Raw genomic sequence first — 19,831 nt, 5'->3', positions numbered from 1 at the left:
TGTTTGACGACTTTTCCGGTGAGTTGGTATTCGGCACTCGCTGCCGCTGTATGTCCGCGCGGTTGCATGCGCGGCGCGACCTCGGGCGAGACCTCGTCTTCGGGCACAGGCCAGCCGGTCGGCGGAACGCCGCGGGCCGGTCAGTACTGGTGAAAATGAGGCTTTCGCGAGGTCAGCGCGTACTCGAGCGTCCGTCGGGGGCGCGTGCGGTAGGCCGCGCAATGGCGCTGGCGTTGCAGCTGACGTTGCGATTGTCGGCCGCAGCCGATGGCACGTCTTGAAAGGCCGTCGTAGTCCCGTTGCGCATAAAGCCTCCCCACTCGCTGCGGTCGCACGCAGCAAGCTGTCATTCCAAATCTGTAACAAGGTCAGTCCGCGGCGTCTAAGTGTCAGACGTTAGATGCCGCATCACTTCTATCTTGCCCGCTCTTCAACCCTCTGTTCCTTCACCTTCCGCTGCGGCGAGCCACGTTATCCTGCACGCATTCTCTTTTGTGAGGCGTTCCCATTTGGGAGCCGACAGAGAAATTTCGACACAAAACATCCGTCCCCATATTGCTATGAGTGGCAACCCGACCGAAGCTTGGAAAGCGTCGCTAACCTGCACACCGCCGCTGATCTGCATGTCCGCCCTGGTTCCTCAATCGCGCTGATCTGAAGAACCGTGGGCGCCGCGAACGAGCTAAGAAATACACGATGGCTTATTTCTCGCAACGGATTGATTCTCGTGTGGCGGCAGGAAATCGGCCGCGCATTCCGCAAAATCGCCGGAGGCCGTTGGGGTGTCGAAGCAAGGTTTTGAATCCACGCACTGAATCGAAATGTGAAGGCTCTGTTGCAAGCCGGACGTTCGACAAAAATAAATTCACAAATCGTTTACGTTTGAAGGTAGCCATGGCGCGTTTTCCAACTGCTCTTCCTCGCTATGCCGATAAGTGACTACGCGCGCGCGTTTTTTTCTGTGCGTTGAGTCAGGGTAACCCTCGACAGCGGATTCCGAATCGCGCTGCAGCGCTGTTGCTTTTTGAAAGCGAGCGCGGGTGGCCATCCGCGACGTTGTCCTCCGTAATTCTACGGTTGTTCCGCGAGTCGCGCACGCGACATTGCTTGACGCGCATTTCACCGCCGACGATTTGGTGTGCGTCATTGAAAACGATGGACACATCACGCGCGCCGACGGCGCATAAAAAAGCCCGGCTGAGCCGGGCTTTTGCAACGTCGAAATTTCGTGGCCGTTTTACTTTGCGGCGAGCTTGGCGATCTGGTGCACGAGGCGCGACACCTTGCGGCTCGCCAGGTTCTTGTGAACGATGTTGCGCTGCGCAGCCTTCATCAATTCCGGCTCCGCCTTCTTCATCGCCTGCAGCGCCGCTTCGCGGTCGCCGAGCTTGATGGCTTCCTCGACGGTGCGGATCGAACCGCGCATCTGGGTGCGGCGCGACTTGTTGATGATGGTGCGGCGGGCAATCTTGCGCGTCGCCTTCTTGGCGGAGGTCGTATTGGCCATTCTCTCGATCCTTCAGCAGCGACCCGCACGCGGGTGCCGGGCTGATTGACGTCCGCCGTTCAAATGGGCCGACGCTGATGTTGTTTCCGGGGTGTTCCTGAAAATGCTATCCTCGGAGCTAACCAGCTCACGGGGCACGCCGCTCAAAGAACAGCGGCGGCAGGATTTCACCCGCCGCCATTGGCGCTCCTTATAGAGGGCGGGGTTTTGGGCGTCAACGCTTTCCGGGGGCAAGGCTGTCGTTCCCCGACGCGCCAATTGGCGCGTCCGGGGGCGCGGGCGCAAGCCGGCCTCCGGGCGCCCCGGAACGACCTTCATTTGCCTCTAAGCCGCTGGCGAGGTTGAATTTCTCTTGCCTTGCGGCTAATGCCGGGTGGTATTGACGAGAGGGTGATGCATGATCCGGGGTTTTTCCGTCTGGTGGGGCTGCTGCTGCTGGCCGGCGGGTTCTTTTTCCTGGTCTATGACGGTGCCCGCTCGATTGCCGACCAGGCGCTGCGGCTGACCCGGCTGGGCGAGTTCTGGAACGACATCCACCAGGCCAGCCAGGCCGCCTTTCGCACCATGGTGGAGGGAGTCTCGCCATGGTTGTGGAACGGCGTGGTGAAAATCATCCTGAACCAGCCGGCCTGGGCGGTCATGGGGGTGTTGGGTATCCTGCTGTTGCTGCTGTTCCGGCCGCGCAAGCCGCTGATCGGCTATTCGCGCAACTGAGCGATCGTCGCACTGGCTCTGCCTGTCATGCCGGCGCCGTGCCGTAACAGACCTGCCGTTTCCCGCGTAAATACCTATATTGCCAATTGAGCTCAGGGCGTCGCCGGCGGGAGTGATCCGGTCCTCCGGCTAGGCGCTGTTGTCCGTCAGATGCGCGCGTTGGTCCAGCGAACCGGATGCCACTTCGCTGGCAAGCGCGCAGGGAGATGATCATGCTGTTCATGCGCAAGACCACCGCATTGCCCACCGCCGCCGAGGCGCTGCCCGGCCGCGCCACGCCGATGGCCACCGCGAAGACGCACTTCGTCAACGGCCGTCCGATCCAGCCGCCCTATCCGGAAGGCCTGGAGCAGGCCGTGTTCGGGCTCGGCTGTTTCTGGGGCGCCGAACGCAAGTTCTGGGAACTCGGCGACGGCATCTACACCACGGCGGTCGGCTATGCCGGCGGCCACACGCCGAACCCGACCTATGAAGAGGCCTGCTCGGGCCGCACCGGCCACACCGAAGCGGTGCTGGTGGTGTTCGATCCCCGCAAGATCTCTTACGAGCAGTTGCTGAAGACGTTCTGGGAGAGCCACAACCCGACCCAGGGCATGCGCCAGGGCAACGACGTCGGCACCCAGTATCGCTCGGCGATCTACACCTTCAGCGATGCGCAGCGCCAGGCCGTCGACGCGTCGAAGGCGGCCTATCAGAAGGCGTTGTCGGCCAAGGGTCTCGGCACCATCACCACCGAGATCGCGCCGGCCGGCGAGTTCTATTTCGCCGAAGACTATCATCAGCAATATCTGGCGAAGAACCCCGCCGGCTATTGCGGCCTCGGCGGCACCGGGGTGTCGTGCCCGATCGGGGCCGGCGTCAGCGCCTGAGATCGCGCGCAGCGTCTGCCATCTCCAGCCCGCCCGCGGACGCCTCCGCGGGCGGGCTTTTGCTGTCCGCGCACGACCAAACGGTTTTTTAACCATAATCATTCACAACCGAAGCTGTCTCGCAGTGAGGGATGTTGTGGTGTTTTGTGTGCGCGCGTTTCGATTGACCATGATGGCCGCGCTTGCTGCGCTGGCGCTGTCGGGCTGCATGGGCCGATCCGGGCCGGTGGCCTCGGTCCAGCCGCAGAGCGATCTCGACGCCTTGGCTTATGGCACGCCGGCCGCCGCACCGCGGGCCGGTTCCGGCGGCGCCATCGCCGCGCTGCGCTCCGGCTTTGCTTCAACCAATCGCCCGCCGCTTGAGGCCTATGCCGCCGCGCCGGCACGCTATAGCGCGCCCGCGGTCTCCAGCTTTGACGCCAGCTACAAGCTCGACACCGGCGACCGGCTGCGCGTCGTGGTCTACGGCCAGGAGGGTCTGACCAACACCTATGCCATCGACGCCAGCGGCGTCATCGCCATGCCGCTGATCGGCCCGGTGAAGGCACGCGGCAGGACCGCCGCCGGCCTCGCCACCGAGATCTCCGGGCGGCTGCGCAACGGCTTCATCCGCGAACCCTCGGTGGCGGTGGAAATCGAGGCCTACCGGCCGTTCTTTATCCTCGGCGAGGTCGCGGCTCCCGGTCAGTATCCCTACGTGCCCAACATGACGGTGGAGAGCGCGGTGGCCATCGCCGGCGGCTTTTCGCCGCGCGCCAGGCGCGACGAGGTGACGCTCACCCACGCCACCATCGACGGCGCGCTGCGCAGCGTGGTGCCGCTCGGCACCCTGCTCGATCCCGGCGATACCGTGCTGGTCGGCGAACGCTGGTTCTGATCGCGCGTCGCCGCGTCACACGCCGCTGTCATCGCCCGCGAAAGCGGGCGATCCAGTAAACGCAGGCCATGCGGTACTATCACTCACGCCAGTGATTACTGGGTCGCCCGGTCCTGGCGCGCGATTGCGCGCCCGGCCGGGCGATGACAGATGAGAGTGTGGCGCCGGGGATGCCTCTATCCGAACGGCTTCACCGGATGTGTCGCAGGGAATGCCGGACTGCGCCAGATCAGCGCATCCGCATCGCGCCACGCCGCACGCCGTATCAAGAATCGATCCCACGCGATAAGCAGGGAACAAGCGAGGTCAACTCGCGGCGATGTGGCGCGATAGCGTCACACCAAAATTCAGAGGGAGAAGACGATGAGGACCAATCCGTCGAGTCGGGTCGTGCGTGGGGTTGCCGTGGCGGTCGCCATGGTCTGGGGCACGCTGGCGACCGCGTCGGCACAGACGACGGCGGGGTCGTATCCCGAGCGGCGAATCACCTTCGTCGTGCCCTATGCTCCCGGCGGCGCCACCGATGTTGCCGCGCGGTTGCTGGCTAACAAGCTGTCGGATGCCTGGAAGCAGCCCGTCACCGTCGAGAACAAGTCCGGCGCCGGCGGGGTTATCGGCAATGACTATGCCGCCAAGGCGCCGGCCGACGGCTACACCGTGCTGGTTGCCATCACCCAGATCATTCAGGCGCCCAGCCTGGTGTCGAACCTGCCCTACGATGTGTTCAAGGACCTTGCGCCGGTCACGCAAGTGGCGCTGTCGCCGATCGTGCTTGTGGTGCCGGCAGCGCAGCCGATGAAGTCGGTGAAGGATCTGGTCGATCTGGCCAAGGCCAGTCCCGGCAAGCACCCCTACGGGTCCTTCGGCAATGCGACGACGTCGCATCTGTACGGCGAACTGCTGAAGAAGACCGCGGGCATCGAGATGACCCATGTACCCTATCGCGGCGCGTCGCCCTTGCTCAACGATCTGCTCGGCAATCAGGTTACCGCGGCCTTCATCGACTTCACCACCGGCGGCCCGCAGCTGGAGGCCGGCACGATCAGGGCGCTGGCGGTCGGCGGCGAGACGCGCAAACCCAAGCTGCCCAATGTGGCGACGCTTGCCGAACTCGGTCATCCCGGCTTCGAGGCCGAAGGCTGGGTCGGCGTGTTCGTGCCCGCGGCGACGCCGAAGGACATCGTCAACAAGCTGTCCGCCGAACTCGGCCGCATCATCAGGTCGCCGGAAGGCGTGGCCGGATTGCAGGCGGTCAATCTCATCGCGGTCGGGGACTCCGCCGAGTCGTTCCAGAAGACCCTGCGCCGCGATTTCGATCGCTGGGCAGCGGTGGCAAAGACCGCCGGCGTCAAGGGCGAGTAGACAAGGTACCGTGCGGGTCGGCGAACGCATTCTACGCTCACGAAGCACGCACCTGCTTCACCTCTCCCCGCTTGCGGGGAGAGGTCGGATTGCGAGCGCAGCGAGTAATCCGGGTGAGGGGAGTTAATGAGACGCTCCGGCTGCCCCTCACCCGAAACTTTCGCTTCGCTCAGGTCTCGACCTCTCCCCGCAGGCGGGGAGAGGTGAAGTCACTTCACCAGATGCTTGGCAAAAAACGCCAGGCTGCGCTGCTTCGCGAGTTCGGCGCTGGGCTTGTCGTAGCTGGAGCGTTCGTCGCAGCCGAAGCCGTGCTGCGCGCCGTCATAGACGAAGACTTCTACCTCCGGCCGCTTGGCGCGGATGGTCTCGACGTCCGCCAGCGGAATGCCGTGGTCCTTCTCGCCGAAATGCAGTTGCGTCGGCACGGTCGGTCTGTCGTCGGCGAAGCGCACGATGGCCCCGCCGTAATAGCCGATTGCGGCACTGAGGCCGGTCAGTTTGGTGGCCGCCGCATAGGCCACGCTGCCGCCGAGGCAGAAGCCGATGATGCCCACAGGGCCGACATCCTTCACCGAATCGATGGCCGCCTGGGTGTCCAGCATGAACGCGGCCCAGTCCGGGTTGGCGACGAATTTTCGCGCGATGGCGACTTCCACGGGCGAATAGCCGGAGGTGAAATTGCGCTCGACCCGGTCGAAGATCGCCGGCGCCACGGCCACATAGCCTTGCATGGCGAAGCGATCGCACACCGTGCGGATGTGATGATTGACGCCAAAAATCTCCTGGATCACCACCACCGCGCCCTTCGGCGTCCCGGCCGGCGTGGTGCGATAGGCGCCGAGTTCGAACTTGTCGGCAGCGGTCAGCGCAATGTCTTGTCCCACGGATCATCCATCGGTTGTTGCAAGTGAGGTCTGTTTGCAGGTCGCATCTCGACCGGCAAGACACAAGCGCGCTATTGCGCCAGCCAGTCGCTGCCCCAGTCGCCCTTCCAGCCGGTGAGGCGTCCCTGGCGGAACTGGAGATAGAGGCGGTTGCGGCGTTCGAAGAAGCCGCTGCCGCCATAGGCGCGAATCGCCAGCAGGGTCTCGTCGCCCCGCCGGCCGCGCACATAAGCCAGCGGCGTATCCAGCGCGCGCGCTGCATCAGTCGGCGCCATGCCGAACTGCAGCGGCGTGTTGTTGGACAGCGAGGCGATGAACGGCGCATGCCGCACGATCTGCTGTGCCTGCAAAGCTTGCGGAGCCGCCGCGACGGCCGCCAACAGCAGCGCAGCGCCAATCAGTCGCCTCATGCGAAGTGCCTTTCAGAATTGTGCGGTCATCGGCCGACGCATCGTGCGGCCGTGCCGTGGTGACTGGCATGATAGTCGATCGGCCGTGGCTGACAACATGCGGGCGCCGGGGCTGCGTGCCGTCCGCGCGAGCCCTGTTCCCCGGACGCGATGCACTACGCCGCTTTTGCGGCGTGGTGCTTCGCAGATCAGGGGCCCCGCTTTGCTGAAATCAACGGGATCCCGGATCTGCGCAGCAGCGTTCGCGATGCTGCGCATCGCTGCCACGCCGCAGCGCGTCCGGGAAACGAGAGCGGCGTGTGAACACGATGCAAATTTCTTCATTATCACCATAGACTATTATCCTATCTCAGACTTATAGTCTCATCGTCCTGCTCAACGAGGGGCGCTGTCATGAGGCGTCTTGAGAATGGAGCAGGATGCGGTGTCCCGCGCGCGTGCCTCGCAAGCACGTCCCGGGAGGCTGGGGTCACCGTCCGGGCCCTACTACGGGGGCTCTGCCTTGAGTGGCTGGACGCGGATGGCGAAAGGCGGGCGAAATCCCGCCGGAGTGGCTCCCACAGGGAGTTCACGTGCCAGCCCGGAAGCACGGTCCCCTTGCCATAAACCCCGCGGTGGCGCGCCCGCAGGCGCCGCGACCTGCTTCGCCGTTGCGACGGCGGCGCGGATCGCGCCCCAACCACCACAACCGCGCCTGCCGGCGCGCCGCTCCCCTCATGTCTGGAGGGGAGGACTGCTCGCACCTCGGACGCCATCGGCGCCGCGAGAACGAGAGCACCTGGCTGTTTGACATTCGAATCGGATTTCTCTGCACGCACGCGGCTCTGCCGCGGCTCGGCCCGTCGAACTTTAGTCAAACGCGACTCATTCCAGTCACGTGCGACTCGCCATGACCGGCAACCGGCAAGCGAAACGCAATTTTTAGCAATGCCGCTTAACGTTCGGGAACCTGTTTCCGGGTAGGTATTCCGTTCAGGCTTGTCGCGATCGGTCGAGGACATATGACAGTTTCAGGAACGCAAAGCGCGGCTCGTCGCCGATTGCTTCTGGCATCGGACCGCAGCGATCGCAGCGCCGAACTGGCTGACCTGTTGCAGAGGGTCGGTGACGTCGAGACGATTTCGACCTCGGAAATCCCCGATGCACCGGCCGCACATCTGTCCGGCATCGTCGTCGATATCAATCTGCGCTCGGCGGAAAGCGTGCAGCGCATCCGCAACAAGCTGCAGGGCAAGGCCTATCAGCAGGTGCCGCGGCTGTTCGTGCTGGCCGATGCCCTGCATCACGGGTCGATGCAGGCCTGGGCACTGGGCGCGACCGACACCATCGCGCGGCCTTTCGATGCGCGCGGCGTGTTGCAGCGCGTACGCGCCGCCTTTCCGGATCCGCATGACCAGGATGCCAACGCGACCGCGAGCGGCAAGGCGCTAAGCCGCGGCGTCGAGGCCGCCCATGCGGTGATGGTGCAGATCTTCGAGAAACTGCCGGCCGGCATCCCGCTGACCTTCAGCGACGTGATGAAGGCGGAAAACCAGATCATGCGGGCGATCAAACGCTCGTCGCTGCGCCAGTGGCTGGCGGCGGTCGGGCGCCATCATACCCACACCTATCGCCACTGCCTGTTCGTCACCGGCTTCGCCGTCGCCTTCGCGCAGCATCTCGGCATGCGCGAGGAAGATCAGCGCCGGCTGACCCGCGCCGCACTGATCCACGACGTCGGCAAGGCCTTCATCCCTGTGGCCATTCTCGACAAGCCGGGTGCGTTGACCGCCGAGGAAATGGCCGAGATGCGCAAGCATCCGCGGCTCGGTTTCGACGCGCTGCTGGAGCAGGGCAGTTTCCCGCGCGAGATGCTCGACGTGGTTCTGCACCATCATGAGCAACTCGACGGATCGGGCTATCCCGATGCGCTGCGCGGCGACCAGATCAGCGACATCGTGCGGCTGATGACCATCGTCGACATCTATTCCGCGCTGATCGAGAACCGGCCGTATCGTTTGCCGTTCACCCACATCAAGGCCTTCGCCATGATGGAACAGATGGGCGACAAGCTCGACCAGCAACTGCTGCAGGTGTTCCGTCCGGTGGCGCTGGGGTCGTATTAGCAACGATTGTATCCCGGACGCGGTGCGGCATGGCGATGCGCAGCATCGCATGCTGCTCCGCAGATCCGGGATCCCGGTTTCCAGAACAGCTGGACCCCGGATCAGCAGCGCACTACGGCGCAAGAGCGCCGCGCTGCGCAGCATCCGGGGAACGACGAATGCGCGCCCGCGCCGGGGCCTCGTTTCACACCAGCAGTTTTCGCAACTCCGCCTTGGCCACTTTCTCCAGCGTCGAACGCGGCATCTCGTCGACGAAGCGGATTTCGCGCGGCACCTTGAAGTCGGCCAGCGCGTTGCGGCAGGCGGCCATGACATGGTCGTGCAGGGTCGGCGGCATGTTGCCCACGCCGGCATGCGGGATGATGAAGACCACCGGAACCTCGTCGAGCATCGCATGCTTCATGCCGACCACGGCGGCTTCGCGCACGCCGGGCACAGCGATGACGACCTGCTCGATCTCCGAAGCCGCGACATTCTCGCCACCGACCTTCAGCATGTCCTTGGCGCGGTCGCCGAACCTGATGAAACCGCGGTCGAGCAGCGTGACGCGGTCGCCGGTGATGAAGTAGCCGTGGGCGTCGAAACTCCCTTGCGTGGCCGCCTCGTTGTGCAGGTATTCCTTGAACAGCGACAGGCCGGGCACGCCGAGAATCGACAGGTTGCCGGTATCGCCAACGGGCGTCGGCGCGCCATCGTCGTCGGTGACGCGGATGCTGTATTCGGTGGCCGCGCGGCCGATGGCCATCGGCGTGTTGGGCTGGTCGACCTCGCCGATGATGCCGTGGGTGATGGTTTCGGTCATGCCCCACCAGCCGATGATCTTGATGCCGAAGGTGGCGAAGGCCGGCGGTTCGCAGAACGCGGTGCCCCACAGCCGGAACGTATGCTGCTTCGGGATCTCATGTTCGAGCAGTGCCTTCATGCAGAAGCCGATGGTCGAATTCCAGGTGCAGCGATGCTCGGCCGCGACAGACCAGAACCGGCGCGCGGAGAAACGCGGCTGGATCACGCAACTGGCGCCGACCCACAAACTCGCAAGCACCGAATAGGCCAGCGCATTGGTGTGGAACAGCGGCAGGAAGGCGAGGTGCACGTCGGCGGCGTGCAGGTCCTGATGCGCGGCATTGACCTTGGCGCCCCACAGCGCATTGGCATGGGTCCACAGCACGGCCTTCGGTCGCGATGTGGTGCCTGAGGTGTACTGCACGCTGCATGAGGCGAACGGATCGGTCGGCCGCTGCGGCCGGTCGACGGCATCCGCGAACAGCGCTTCGAAGCGGTCGGCCTGCGCCACGGGATGGCCCGTCGCGGGCGCGGCACCGGCATCGTGCGAGATGACCGCGATCCAGCGCAGGTTCCTGCAGTTGGCGGCGACCAGTTCGGCATAGGACGGCTGGGTAATGGCAGCGACCGCGCCGCAATGGCCGGCGAAGTATTCAAGCTCCGCCGGCGCCGAGCGGGTGTTGGTGGTGACGACGATGGCGCCGAGTTCGGCGCAGGCGAACCAGGTCAGCATCGCCTCGATGCAGTTGTCGAGATGCACGAGAATGAAGTCGCCGGGCTGGATGCCGCGCCGGACAAGTCCCGCAGCGAGCGCGCCGACGCGGTCGTGGAATTCGCCATAGGTCCAGTGCCGCGCCGGCGCATCGAACGGCGCCCAGATCAGAAACGGATGATCGCGGCGGGTCTCGGCGACCATCTTCAACAGCCACGGCACATCCATGCCTGCGAACGGACCGACCACGCCTGGCACTGTCGCTGGATTCACCATTATTCCTCCCGGTGGAAGACCGCATCGAGATCCGCTGTTGCGCGGCGACGGCTTCCGTTTGTTGTTGCTATGCTTGTGCCATCGGATGGGGGCAGGAGCAATCGGCGCCGCGATCCGACGCTGGCGGTGCGTGCGGTGGCCGGCTGGTTTCGCAGGACGAAATTTTGCCCGGGTTGCCGTCGAGGTTCCGGCAAGCAGACAGCGGTGCGCATCGAGGTCGCACTGGTCGATAGTTGCATTGTTTGCTACGCTACCATGCTGTCAATTCAGGGTATGTCAATACACACTGACCGCGCATCAAGCTGCGGCAGCCGGGAGAGAATTATGGTTTCACTTCGCGCGGCGATCGGTCTGATCGCGCTGGGCTTTTCTGCTTGCACCTCGATCGGCAGCGCTTTCGCGCTGGACTACCCGACGCGGCCGGTTAGGTTCGTCGTGGGCTATCCTGCCGGCGGCGCCACCGATATTCTGGCGCGGCTGATCGGCCAGAAGCTCTCCGAGCGGACCGGCCAGCAGTTCGTTGTCGAGAACAAGCCCGGTGCCGGCAACAACATCGGTACCGAATCGGTCGTCAATGCGGAGCCCGATGGCTACACCATCCTGCTGGTCAACCCGGCGAACTACATCAACGCCAGCCTGTACGGCAAACTGAGCTTCAACTTCCTGCGCGACATCGCGCCTGTGGCGGCGTTTCATCGCACTGCCAATGTGATGACCGTCGCCAAGGACGTCACGGCGAAAAATGTCGCCGAGTTCATTGCCGAGGTCAAAGCCAACCCCGGCAAGATCAACATGGCCTCGTCCGGCAATGGCACGTCCGTGCATCTCTCGGGCGAGATGTTCATGATGATGTCGGGCGCCAAGATGCAGCATATTCCCTATCGCGGCGCCGCGCCGGCGATCACCGACATGCTCGGCGGTCAGGTACAGGTGATCTTCGACAACATGCCCTCGATCATCCAGCACATCCGCGCCGGCAGCCTGCGCGCGCTGGCGGTGACGACCGCCGAGCGCTCCGCGCTTTTGCCGGACGTGCCGACCGTCGCCGAGACCGTGCCGGGCTATGAGGCCAGCGCATTGTTCGGTGTGGGCGCGCCGAAGAAGACTCCGCCGGAGATCATCGCCAAGCTCAATGCCGACGTGAATGCGGTGCTGGCCGATCCCGCGGTCAAGGCGAAGCTGATCGATCTCGGCGGTGAACCGCTGATCGGGCCGCCGGAAGCCTTCGGAAAGATGGTCGCCGCTGAGACCGAGAAGTGGGAAAAGGTCGTCAAGGCGGCAAACCTGAAGGTCGAGTAGCGGGAAGATGCCCGGTGCCGCTAGTGCGACGCCGGGCCCTTCCAGCGATCGATCCGGCGCGCGCTATCCAGGCGGGCGCCTGCAGACCAGATCGATTTCGATCAGCGCATCATAGGCCAGTCCGGTCACGCCGACGCAGGTGCGCGCCGGCAGTCGACCCTCGGCAAAATAGCCGCGATAGGTGTCGTTCATCGCCGCATAGTCCTGCTTGAACCGCGTGAGATAGATCCGGCTCATCACCACGTGCTCGAAGCCGAGCCCGACGCCGGCCAGCACCAGCTTGAGATTTGCCATGACGGCGCGGGTCTGCGCCTCGATCGTCTCCGGAAGCTGGCCCGGCGCGTCGGGCGTATCCGGCATCTGTCCGGTGACGAAAACAAAGCCGTCGGTCTCCACGGCATGGCTGAAAGGCGCGACCGGCGTCGGTCCGCCTGCGATCATGTGAAACTTCAATGAAAATATCCTTGGCAGGCTAGGTTTGCGGGACGTCTTCGAACAGACGCTTGCTGAGTATGGCGTGAACGCCCCAGTTGCCGTCCACGACCTGGGTGACGCCGAAGTCCACGGCCGCGGACATCAGCGCGATGGCTTCGTCCTCGCTGAGGCCTTTGATGTTCATGAGGAAGCGGCGCATCTTCCGGAACGCATCCTTCATGGCGAGATCCAGCGAGGAGTTGGCATAGACCTCGCTCTGCCCGTTGGCGCCGAATTCCGCCAGGTAGTTCGGGTGGCTGAAGCCGGTCAGCACCCAGTCCGTTTCGGTTTCGATCAGCGGATAGGTGAGGTCGGCGAACGCGCGTCCGGCGAGATCGGCCTTCTTGTGCAGGATCAGCTGGAAGGTTCCGGTCATCGAACATTCGATGGCTGTGCCAGCCAGTTCGCCGTCGCCCTGGGTGGCGTGGGGATCGCCGACCGACAGCAACGCGCCCGGCACCGAGACCGGCAGGTAGACGGTCGATCCCTTGCCGAGCCGCCAGTTGTCGAGGTTGCCGCCGAAGTAGGACGGCGGCACCGAATCGACGAGGTCGGTTTCGCGCGGTGCCACCGCGATCACGCCGAAATGCGGCCGCAGCGGAATTCTGATGCCGTCGAGCACATTGTGTCGCCGCTTTACCGATGCGGGGCCGACCAGCACGCCCGGATAGTCATAGGTGCTGTGCAGCACGCCGAACGGATCGGTCTGCGGCGCCCACCGGTAGGAATAGAGCGCCCGCGCATGCGCGGCGCCGTCATCGCAGAAGATCTCATAGATGGTCACCACCTCGCGCGGCGGCGATTCGGCCAGAAACTCGTTGTAGTGGTAGCCCCACCACGCGGCGACGCTGCTGCCGAAGACCCGGCCCTTGAACGCGTCGCTGCGGCTCGGTCGCGGCACGATGTCGAGAATGCGCACCTCGAGCACGTCGCCGGGCTGCGCATCGCGGACGTGGACCGGACCGGTGCAGATATGGACGCCGAAGCCTTCGCCGGCGCCGCGTCCATAGACCGATGCGTCCATCGGGCCGGCGCCACGGCGGTCGACGTTCTTTCCCTCCTTGGTCCAGCGGAACACGCTTTCCGCGCCGGGATCGCCGACGATCATGCGCTCCGGGTCGTCGGAGGCGTGCTGCGTCAGCGTTTCGATGGTGATGGTATCGCCGGAATTGACCTCCGCCTGCGGCGGCAGGGCGCGGCTGAAATAGCCCCAATGCACCCGCGCGGCTTCGACCGCGAGATGATGATGGCTGTGATCGCTGACAGCATCGCTCTGTCCGCAATTTGAATCGGAGGGTGCGGTCGTCGTGCGGGCAGGCGGCAGCGGATGATGGCTGCGCAACTGCGCCAGCGCATCCTGCGGCCAGCCGCGTTGCCCTGCCGTGACGGCGGAGGCAGCGCCGCGTTCGCTTTCCTGCTGGCGAAACTCGCGCGGCGACAGTCCGAAGCGATGGCGGAAGGTGCGGCTGAAATGCGCGGAGTCGTTGAAGCCGCTGCGGTAGGCGATCTCCGAGATCGAATGATGCGCCTCCGCCGGATTCGACAGGTCGGCCCAGGTCCGCTGCAGGCGTCGTTCGCGCAGGTAATGCGTAAAGCCGCCGGTACCCTCGAACAGCTTCTGCAGGTAGCGCTCGGAAATGCCCTCGGCCTGGGCCACGCGAGCCGGCGCAAGATCGGGGTCGCCCAGCCGCCGCTCGATGGTCTGGCAGATCCGGTGCAGGATCGCGCCCTGCGTCGCGGTGCCGGCGGATATCGCGGGCACGCCGAGCTGGCGCATGAAGGTCGGCAGCAGGTCCGCGAGGCTTTGCGCGACTGCGGCCCATTCGATGTCGGTGAGCGTCTCCAGCGTGCCCGCCGCCGACTCGAGCGTGCGCGAGAAGATGTCGGTAAAGCCGCCGGGCGGCATGATGCGCACGTCGGCAAGCCCGGACTGTCCGATCTTGCGGCCGTGAAAGGCCTCCGAGGTTACCGACAGGACGATCGCCCGCATGTCGCGCGGAAACGCGACGCTCCAGTCGCCGTTGCGCGGCAACAGCAGCAATTGCCGGGCGGAAATGATCTGGTGCCCGGCGGGGGTGCGCAGCGTGACGCCATCTTCGGACGGCAGCAGCACGATCGGCATGTCGTCGGCGAGATCCCGCAACGGCGACACGGCCTGCGATCCCGCGGACAATTTCGCCAGCGCCACGCCGTCGCTGCGCCGTCGCGACGCCGTGGCGTATCCGCTGGGAACCGTGGTGGTCGGTGAGGGCTGAAGGCCGACAGCGCGCAACACGTCGCGCCAGGCTTCCGGACGGTCGCCTTCGGAATAGGATTCGCTGGTGAACGGGCGAAAGCTCATGGATCGACCCCAATCGGACCAATCCAAGCAACTGCTGTGCCAAAAATTGGGCATTGTAGGCATCATGTGGTCAAAGCCCAAGGCCGCCACGTCCGATGGGCATCATGTCGCGTCGGCTTCACCGGATCAGTCGCACCTGAAAATGTTCTTGCGGATCGTGCCGTGCACGCCCCAGTTGGCATCGACCACCTGTGTCACGCCGAAGTCGGCGCCCACCGACAGCAGCGAGATGGCTTCGTCCTCGCTCAGATGGTGAACCGTCATCAGGAAGCGGCGTAGCTTGCGGAAGGCATCGCGCATGGCGCGGTCGAGGCTGGAATGGTTGGCGATCTCGGTCTGCGCATCGGGTCCCAGCTCGGCGAGATAGTTGGGATAGGTGAAGCCATAGACCGACCACACGTTGTCGGTCTCCAGCATCGGATGCGTCAGCCCTTCCAGTACGGTGCCGCCGAGGTCCGCCTGCTTGTGCAGGATGAATTCGAAGTCGCCGGTCAGCGAGGTCTCGATGGCGGTGCCGCCGAGTTCGCTGTCGCCCTGGGCGGCGTGGGGATCGCCCACCGAGAAGAACGCGCCGGGCACCGCGACGGGATAGAACATCTTGGCGCCCTTGCCGACGCGCCAGTCGTCGATATTGCCGCCGGTATAGCTCGGCGGAATCGAACTGACGAAATCGGACTCGGACGGCGCGAGGCCCATGGTGCCGAAATGCAGCCGGGCGGGAACGCGGACGTTCTGCATGATGTTGTCGCGTTTCCTGATGGTCGAGTGGTCGACGCGCACGCCCGGATAATCGATGGTCGGATGCACGATGCCGTCGGGATCGGTCTGCGGCGTCCAGACGTAGTTGTAGACCGCCTTGGCGAACGGTTCGCCGGAGGTGTCGAGTTCGAAGATGGTGATGACTTCGCGCGGCTTCGGCTCCTCGATCAGGTCGTGATAGTGAAAACCCCAATTTGCCGAGGCATTTGAGCCGAAGCATTTGCCGGCATGACAGGCCTTGCAGGCGGGCCGCGGCCGGACATCGAGAATGCGCACTTCCAGCACGTCGCCGGGCTCCGCGCCTTCGATGACGACGGGGCCGGTCAGCAGGTGCACGCCGACGCCTTCGCCGGAGCCGCGGATGAACGGACCTTCGGTCGGGCCGGCGCCGCGGCGGACGATGGCCTTGTGCTCCCGGGTCCACTTGAACACGCTTTCGGCGCCGGGATCGTCGGCGATCATGCGCTCGTAGTCGTCGTTGGCGTGATGGGTCAGCGTCTCGATGGTGGCGCGGTCGCCCGACTTCAGCGTGAGGGCGGGTGCAACCGCCTTGCTGAAATAGCCCCAGTGGACGTTGGCCGGCGATACGGGAAGCAGATGATGTTTCATGCGAAGGCCTCGACTGGCGTTGGCGTATTCAGGCGTGATGGGAGCACCGGCGTCATGGCAGTGGCGCAGGCGGCTTGTCCGCCTCCATCACGCGGAGGAAGCGCTGGGTGATCGGATTGCGCGGACGGGTTAGCACCTCATGCGCCTGCCCTTCCTCGATGATCGAGCCGCCGCTGAGGAACACCACGCGGTCAGCCACTTCGTCGGCAAAGCGCAGCTGATGGGTTGAAATGATCATGGTCAGCCCGTCCTCGACCGCGAGCCGGCGAATCACTTCCAGCACCTCGTTGACCAGTTCCGGGTCGAGCGCCGAGGTCGGTTCGTCGAGCAGCAGCACCTTCGGGTTCGGGGCCAAAGCCCGCGCGATGGCGACGCGCTGTTGCTGCCCGCCGGACAGATGTCGCGGCAACGCATCGGCGCGATGGCTGAGGCCGACGCGTTCAAGCAGTTCGCGGGCCCGGCGCTCGGCGTCCGGCCGCGACATGCCGTGAACCCAGCGCAACGGGCCGGCGACGTTCTCCAGCGCGGTGAGATGGCTGAACAGGTTGAACTGCTGGAACACCATGCCGACGCCGACGCTGGCGCGCTCTTCGGCGATGGCGCGCGGCGACAGCGCCTTGCCGTCGCCGCTGAATCCCATGCGGCGGCCGCCAATTCTCACAATGCCGGCGTCCCAGCCTTCGAGATGGTTGATACAGCGCAGCAGGGTGCTCTTGCCCGATCCGCTTGGACCCAGCAAAGCCACGACCTCGCCGGTCCGCACCGTCAGGCTGACGCCGGCCAGCACCGGCGCGGTATAGGCCTTGTAGAGATCGGTGACCTCGACCAGCACGTCATTGCCGGCCAGCGAGGCCGAGCGCGAGGTGCGATCGGCGCGCGTTGGCCTGGCGTCCATCACGGTCGCTGCGGATTCTGCGGCTTCATCTGCCGGCGAGGTTGCCGCAGCTGCTGGCACCAGCGGCGCGCGATACCACGGCAGGAACTGCATCAGCTCCGTTGGCTTCTTCGTGCGGTCGAGATCGAACTTCCACTCCAGAAGCAGCTGGATCACGGCGATCGCCGCGGTCAGCAGCAGATAGATCAGGCCGGAGGCGAAGAAGATCGAGAAGAAATCGAAGGTCGAGGACGCCAGCTGCGTCGAACGCAGCGTCAGCTCCTGCACCGCGATCACCGAAGCGAGCGACGAATTCTTCAGCGCGCTGACGGCCTCGTTGCCGAAACCGGGGATCATGGAGCGGATCGCCTGCGGAGCGATGATCCGACGCATCAGGATGCCCGGCGTCATGCCCAGTGCCTGTCCGGCCGTCACCTGGCCGCGGTCCACACCGAGCACGCCGGCGCGCAACATCTCGGCAATGAACGGCGCCTCGTTGCAGGCCAGTGCCAGACCGGCAGCAAGAATGGCAGGAAGCTTGATGCCGATCTGCGGCAACGCGTTATACGCGAACACCATCTGCAGAATCAGCGGCGTGCCGCGAAAGATCACGGCGTAGACCCTGGCGAAGGATGCCAGCAGCCTGAAGCTGCTGAACTGCATCCCCGCGAGGATCACGCCGAGCACCAGCCCGCCGGCCAGACCCAGGGCGGTGACCTGGAGAGTCACCTGGATGCCCTGCATCATGTACGGCATGCTGAGATAGTGAAGGAACAGCTCCATGGCGTCCGGCAGTCCTTAGATGAGCAGTCGATCGTAGGGTGGGCAAAGCGAAGTGTGCCCACCGTCGGCGTTCAGCGAAGGCGGTGGGCACGGCGCAGAAGCGCCTTTGCCCACCCTGCGGCTCCTTCGGTCAGCCGCCCTTTACTTGACGATCAACAGGCCGGGCTCCATCAGGTTGTTGGGATCGAGATTCCACTTCTTCAACAGGGCCGCCTGGTCTCCCGACTTGTAGATCTCCATCATGGCGGCGTGCACGGCGTCGCGGAACTTGGGCTTGTCCTTCGGCACGGCAATGCCGACCTGGTAGGGGATGGTGACGGCGACGGCCTTCTCGAGCTTGTCCGGATAGGCCTTCACGGCGTTGTCGACGGTGTTGACGTCGTTGATGTAGGTGTCGGCGCGACCGGCCAGGATCGCCTGGATGCAGTTGGCATTGTTGTCATAGAGCTGGATGGTCGGTTCGGCCTTGCCTTCCTTCTTGCATTCCGGGGCCAGCGCCTGAATCAGCGGCACTTCAACGTAGCCGGTATTTTCCGCCGCGGCCGTGCCGCACAGCGAGGTGTTGATGCCGGTGATTTTCTTCGGATTGCCCTTCGCCACCAGCACGCCGTCGAACACCTTGGAATAGGTGATGAAGTCGCCGGCCTTGGCGCGTTCCTCGGTGGCGTAGATGTCGGAGATCACGATGTCGGCCTGGCCGCTCTGCAATGTGGTCAACAGCGCCGCGAAAGTCACCGCCTTGTAAGTCAGTTTGAAGCCCAGGCACTCGCCGATCTGCTCGCCGAGATCGATGTCGAAGCCGATATACTTGTTGGGATCCTTCGGATCGATCGACTCGTAGCCCGGCGTATGCGGGTTGATGGCATTGACAAGGGTCTTGCCCTTCCAGTCCGGGTATTTGCTCTGCAACGCGGCGCAGGCGGCGGGTACGGCCGCACTTGCCGAGATCGGAACGCAGGCGCCTGCGATCAGCACGGCACCGAGCGCCATGGCCGCGATGCGCGGCCGCATTGTCACTCCGGTGGAAACACGCTTTTGCATTGGTTTCTCCTTCGAGGTTGCCATGGCAGCGCCATGGATCAATTCCGAAGGAAGCCTAGGGTCAGTGGCCCGCCATGCGCTTGTCTCAGGCCGCACGAATAGTTGGATCGCGCGGCGTCACGGATTGGGCACTGCCGCACCTATTTTAGGCATGGAAAATATTCGCCGGAGCGCAGCAATCGCATCGGGTCTTGCCGGCGGCTGCGTCCTGCAGGACCGTCAGGACGTCACCGGCCGCGTCGCGATCCAGATCACGTGCCGCGCGCCGCCGCGTTTTCCGGTAGCGCGGATGTTGATTTCCTCCGCTTGAAATCCCACCGTCTTCAATCGCTCGGTGAATTTGGCGTTGGGGCCGGACGACCACACGGCCAGCACGCCGCCGGGGCTAAGCGCCGCAAAGGCCGCGCGCAGGCCGGACAGATTGTACAGCGCGTCATTGCTTTGCCGCGTCAGTCCCTCTGGACCGTTGTCGACATCGAGCAGGATGGCGTCGAACGCTGAGCGCGCCGCGGCGATCGCTTGCGTCACGTCGGCCTCGCGCAGTTCGACGCGCGGATCGGTCAGGCAGTCGCCGAACAGCTCCGACATGGGTCCGCGTGCCCAGGCGATGATCGCCGGCACCAGCTCCACGACGGTGATGCGCGCCTGCGGGCCGCAAACGGCCAAAGCGGCGCGCAGCGTAAAGCCCATGCCGAGGCCGCCGATCAGGATGCGCGGTGCCGCCAGCGCCTTGATGCGGAAGCAGGCCAAGGTCGCCAGCGCTTCCTCGGAGCCGCTGAGCCGGCTGCTCATCAGCTCGTTCTGGCCGAGCTTGATGGTGAGCTCGGTGCCGCGCCGCATCAGCCGCAGCTCTTCGCCGCCGCCGGGCACGTCGGCCGTATCGATCAGAATCCAGGGCAGCACGTTCGATCTTTCAGCGGATTTCGGGGAGGGCGGACCATGCCGCCTGACGCGCGCGATGGCAATGGTTGCTGGCCACCCGCCATCAGCAATTCAAGACTGCCGTCATGGCGAGATGCACATAGCGGAAAAATCCACGCACGTCGCGCGCTGTCCGCATCAGCGTTCCGCATCCCATTGATGCCCGCATCAGGGCAACGTCGCCTTCGCGTGGATTTTTGGATTCCTAGATCAGGACGGCTACGCGCCAGC

Annotated in this window: 17 protein-coding genes; 7 read left to right on the top strand and 10 right to left on the bottom strand. The window is 64.6% G+C overall.

Going from position 1 to position 19,831, the window contains the following annotated elements; translation table 11 throughout:
• The first annotated feature begins 696 nt into the window (after positions 1–696).
• Positions 697–939: a hypothetical protein gene (locus tag ONR75_RS32340; RefSeq protein WP_265080836.1), complete on the top strand. Its 243-nt coding sequence runs from the start codon at positions 697–699 to the stop codon at positions 937–939.
• A 298-nt stretch (positions 940–1,237) separates the two neighbouring features.
• Here ONR75_RS32340 and rpsT read toward each other — a convergent pair whose 3' ends face one another.
• Positions 1,238–1,507, bottom strand: a complete 270-nt coding sequence (rpsT, locus tag ONR75_RS32335; protein ID WP_265080835.1) for a 30S ribosomal protein S20 — start codon at positions 1,505–1,507, stop codon at positions 1,238–1,240.
• Between the two features lie 393 nt (positions 1,508–1,900).
• On the opposite strand from rpsT, the gene ONR75_RS32330 reads away from it, so the two are divergent.
• The 4 genes from ONR75_RS32330 to ONR75_RS32315 all read left to right on the top strand — a co-directional run bounded on the left by ONR75_RS32330 (position 1,901) and on the right by ONR75_RS32315 (position 5,329).
• A complete protein-coding gene (locus ONR75_RS32330) occupies positions 1,901–2,221 on the top strand; it encodes a hypothetical protein (RefSeq protein ID WP_265080834.1) in 321 nt (106 codons plus the stop codon).
• Positions 2,222–2,433: 212 nt separating this feature from the next.
• Positions 2,434–3,090: a peptide-methionine (S)-S-oxide reductase MsrA gene (gene msrA, locus ONR75_RS32325; protein ID WP_265080833.1), complete on the top strand. Its 657-nt coding sequence runs from the start codon at positions 2,434–2,436 to the stop codon at positions 3,088–3,090.
• Positions 3,091–3,262: 172 nt separating this feature from the next.
• Complete coding sequence (locus tag ONR75_RS32320; RefSeq protein WP_265083884.1) at positions 3,263–3,967, top strand: polysaccharide biosynthesis/export family protein; 705 nt, start codon at positions 3,263–3,265, stop codon at positions 3,965–3,967.
• A gap of 363 nt (positions 3,968–4,330) precedes the next feature.
• Complete coding sequence (locus ONR75_RS32315) at positions 4,331–5,329, top strand: Bug family tripartite tricarboxylate transporter substrate binding protein (protein ID WP_265080832.1); 999 nt, start codon at positions 4,331–4,333, stop codon at positions 5,327–5,329.
• A 209-nt stretch (positions 5,330–5,538) separates the two neighbouring features.
• Here ONR75_RS32315 and ONR75_RS32310 read toward each other — a convergent pair whose 3' ends face one another.
• Both ONR75_RS32310 and ONR75_RS32305 read right to left on the bottom strand, forming a co-directional pair.
• Positions 5,539–6,213 (bottom strand): dienelactone hydrolase family protein, encoded by a 675-nt coding sequence (locus ONR75_RS32310; RefSeq protein WP_265080831.1) that lies wholly within the window; start codon positions 6,211–6,213, stop codon positions 5,539–5,541.
• Positions 6,214–6,284: 71 nt separating this feature from the next.
• Positions 6,285–6,623, bottom strand: coding sequence for a hypothetical protein (locus ONR75_RS32305; RefSeq protein WP_265080830.1), 339 nt, complete (start codon positions 6,621–6,623; stop codon positions 6,285–6,287).
• 1,001 nt (positions 6,624–7,624) lie between these two features.
• Here ONR75_RS32305 and ONR75_RS32300 point away from each other — a divergent pair.
• A complete protein-coding gene (locus ONR75_RS32300) occupies positions 7,625–8,728 on the top strand; it encodes an HD-GYP domain-containing protein (protein ID WP_265080829.1) in 1,104 nt (367 codons plus the stop codon).
• A 184-nt stretch (positions 8,729–8,912) separates the two neighbouring features.
• Here the strand turns inward: ONR75_RS32300 and ONR75_RS32295 are convergent, their stop codons facing one another.
• The gene (locus ONR75_RS32295) at positions 8,913–10,499 is read right to left on the bottom strand and encodes an AMP-binding protein (protein ID WP_265080828.1); all 1,587 of its coding nucleotides are present in this window, start codon (positions 10,497–10,499) and stop codon (positions 8,913–8,915) included.
• Between the two features lie 324 nt (positions 10,500–10,823).
• On the opposite strand from ONR75_RS32295, the gene ONR75_RS32290 reads away from it, so the two are divergent.
• The gene (locus ONR75_RS32290) at positions 10,824–11,798 is read left to right on the top strand and encodes a Bug family tripartite tricarboxylate transporter substrate binding protein (protein WP_265080827.1); all 975 of its coding nucleotides are present in this window, start codon (positions 10,824–10,826) and stop codon (positions 11,796–11,798) included.
• 63 nt (positions 11,799–11,861) lie between these two features.
• Here ONR75_RS32290 and ONR75_RS32285 read toward each other — a convergent pair whose 3' ends face one another.
• The 6 genes from ONR75_RS32285 to ONR75_RS32260 all read right to left on the bottom strand — a co-directional run bounded on the left by ONR75_RS32285 (position 11,862) and on the right by ONR75_RS32260 (position 19,582).
• The gene (locus tag ONR75_RS32285) at positions 11,862–12,251 is read right to left on the bottom strand and encodes a RidA family protein (protein ID WP_265080826.1); all 390 of its coding nucleotides are present in this window, start codon (positions 12,249–12,251) and stop codon (positions 11,862–11,864) included.
• Between the two features lie 19 nt (positions 12,252–12,270).
• Positions 12,271–14,613: an acetamidase/formamidase family protein gene (locus ONR75_RS32280; protein ID WP_265080825.1), complete on the bottom strand. Its 2,343-nt coding sequence runs from the start codon at positions 14,611–14,613 to the stop codon at positions 12,271–12,273.
• 126 nt (positions 14,614–14,739) lie between these two features.
• Positions 14,740–15,981: an acetamidase/formamidase family protein gene (locus ONR75_RS32275; protein WP_265080824.1), complete on the bottom strand. Its 1,242-nt coding sequence runs from the start codon at positions 15,979–15,981 to the stop codon at positions 14,740–14,742.
• A 52-nt stretch (positions 15,982–16,033) separates the two neighbouring features.
• Positions 16,034–17,638 carry an amino acid ABC transporter permease/ATP-binding protein gene (locus tag ONR75_RS32270; RefSeq protein WP_265080823.1) on the bottom strand — a complete coding sequence of 535 codons (1,605 nt, stop codon included), beginning with the start codon at positions 17,636–17,638 and terminating at the stop codon, positions 16,034–16,036.
• 141 nt (positions 17,639–17,779) lie between these two features.
• Positions 17,780–18,679 carry an ABC transporter substrate-binding protein gene (locus tag ONR75_RS32265; RefSeq protein WP_413776415.1) on the bottom strand — a complete coding sequence of 300 codons (900 nt, stop codon included), beginning with the start codon at positions 18,677–18,679 and terminating at the stop codon, positions 17,780–17,782.
• A gap of 219 nt (positions 18,680–18,898) precedes the next feature.
• Positions 18,899–19,582, bottom strand: a complete 684-nt coding sequence (locus ONR75_RS32260) for a spermidine synthase (RefSeq protein WP_265080822.1) — start codon at positions 19,580–19,582, stop codon at positions 18,899–18,901.
• Positions 19,583–19,831: the final 249 nt, after the last annotated feature.

Source organism: Rhodopseudomonas sp. P2A-2r, from assembly GCF_026015985.1.
Taxonomy (GTDB): Bacteria; Pseudomonadota; Alphaproteobacteria; order Rhizobiales; family Xanthobacteraceae; genus Tardiphaga.
Note: the sequence above shows the minus strand (reverse complement) of the source record. Positions and strands in the feature narration are given on the sequence as shown.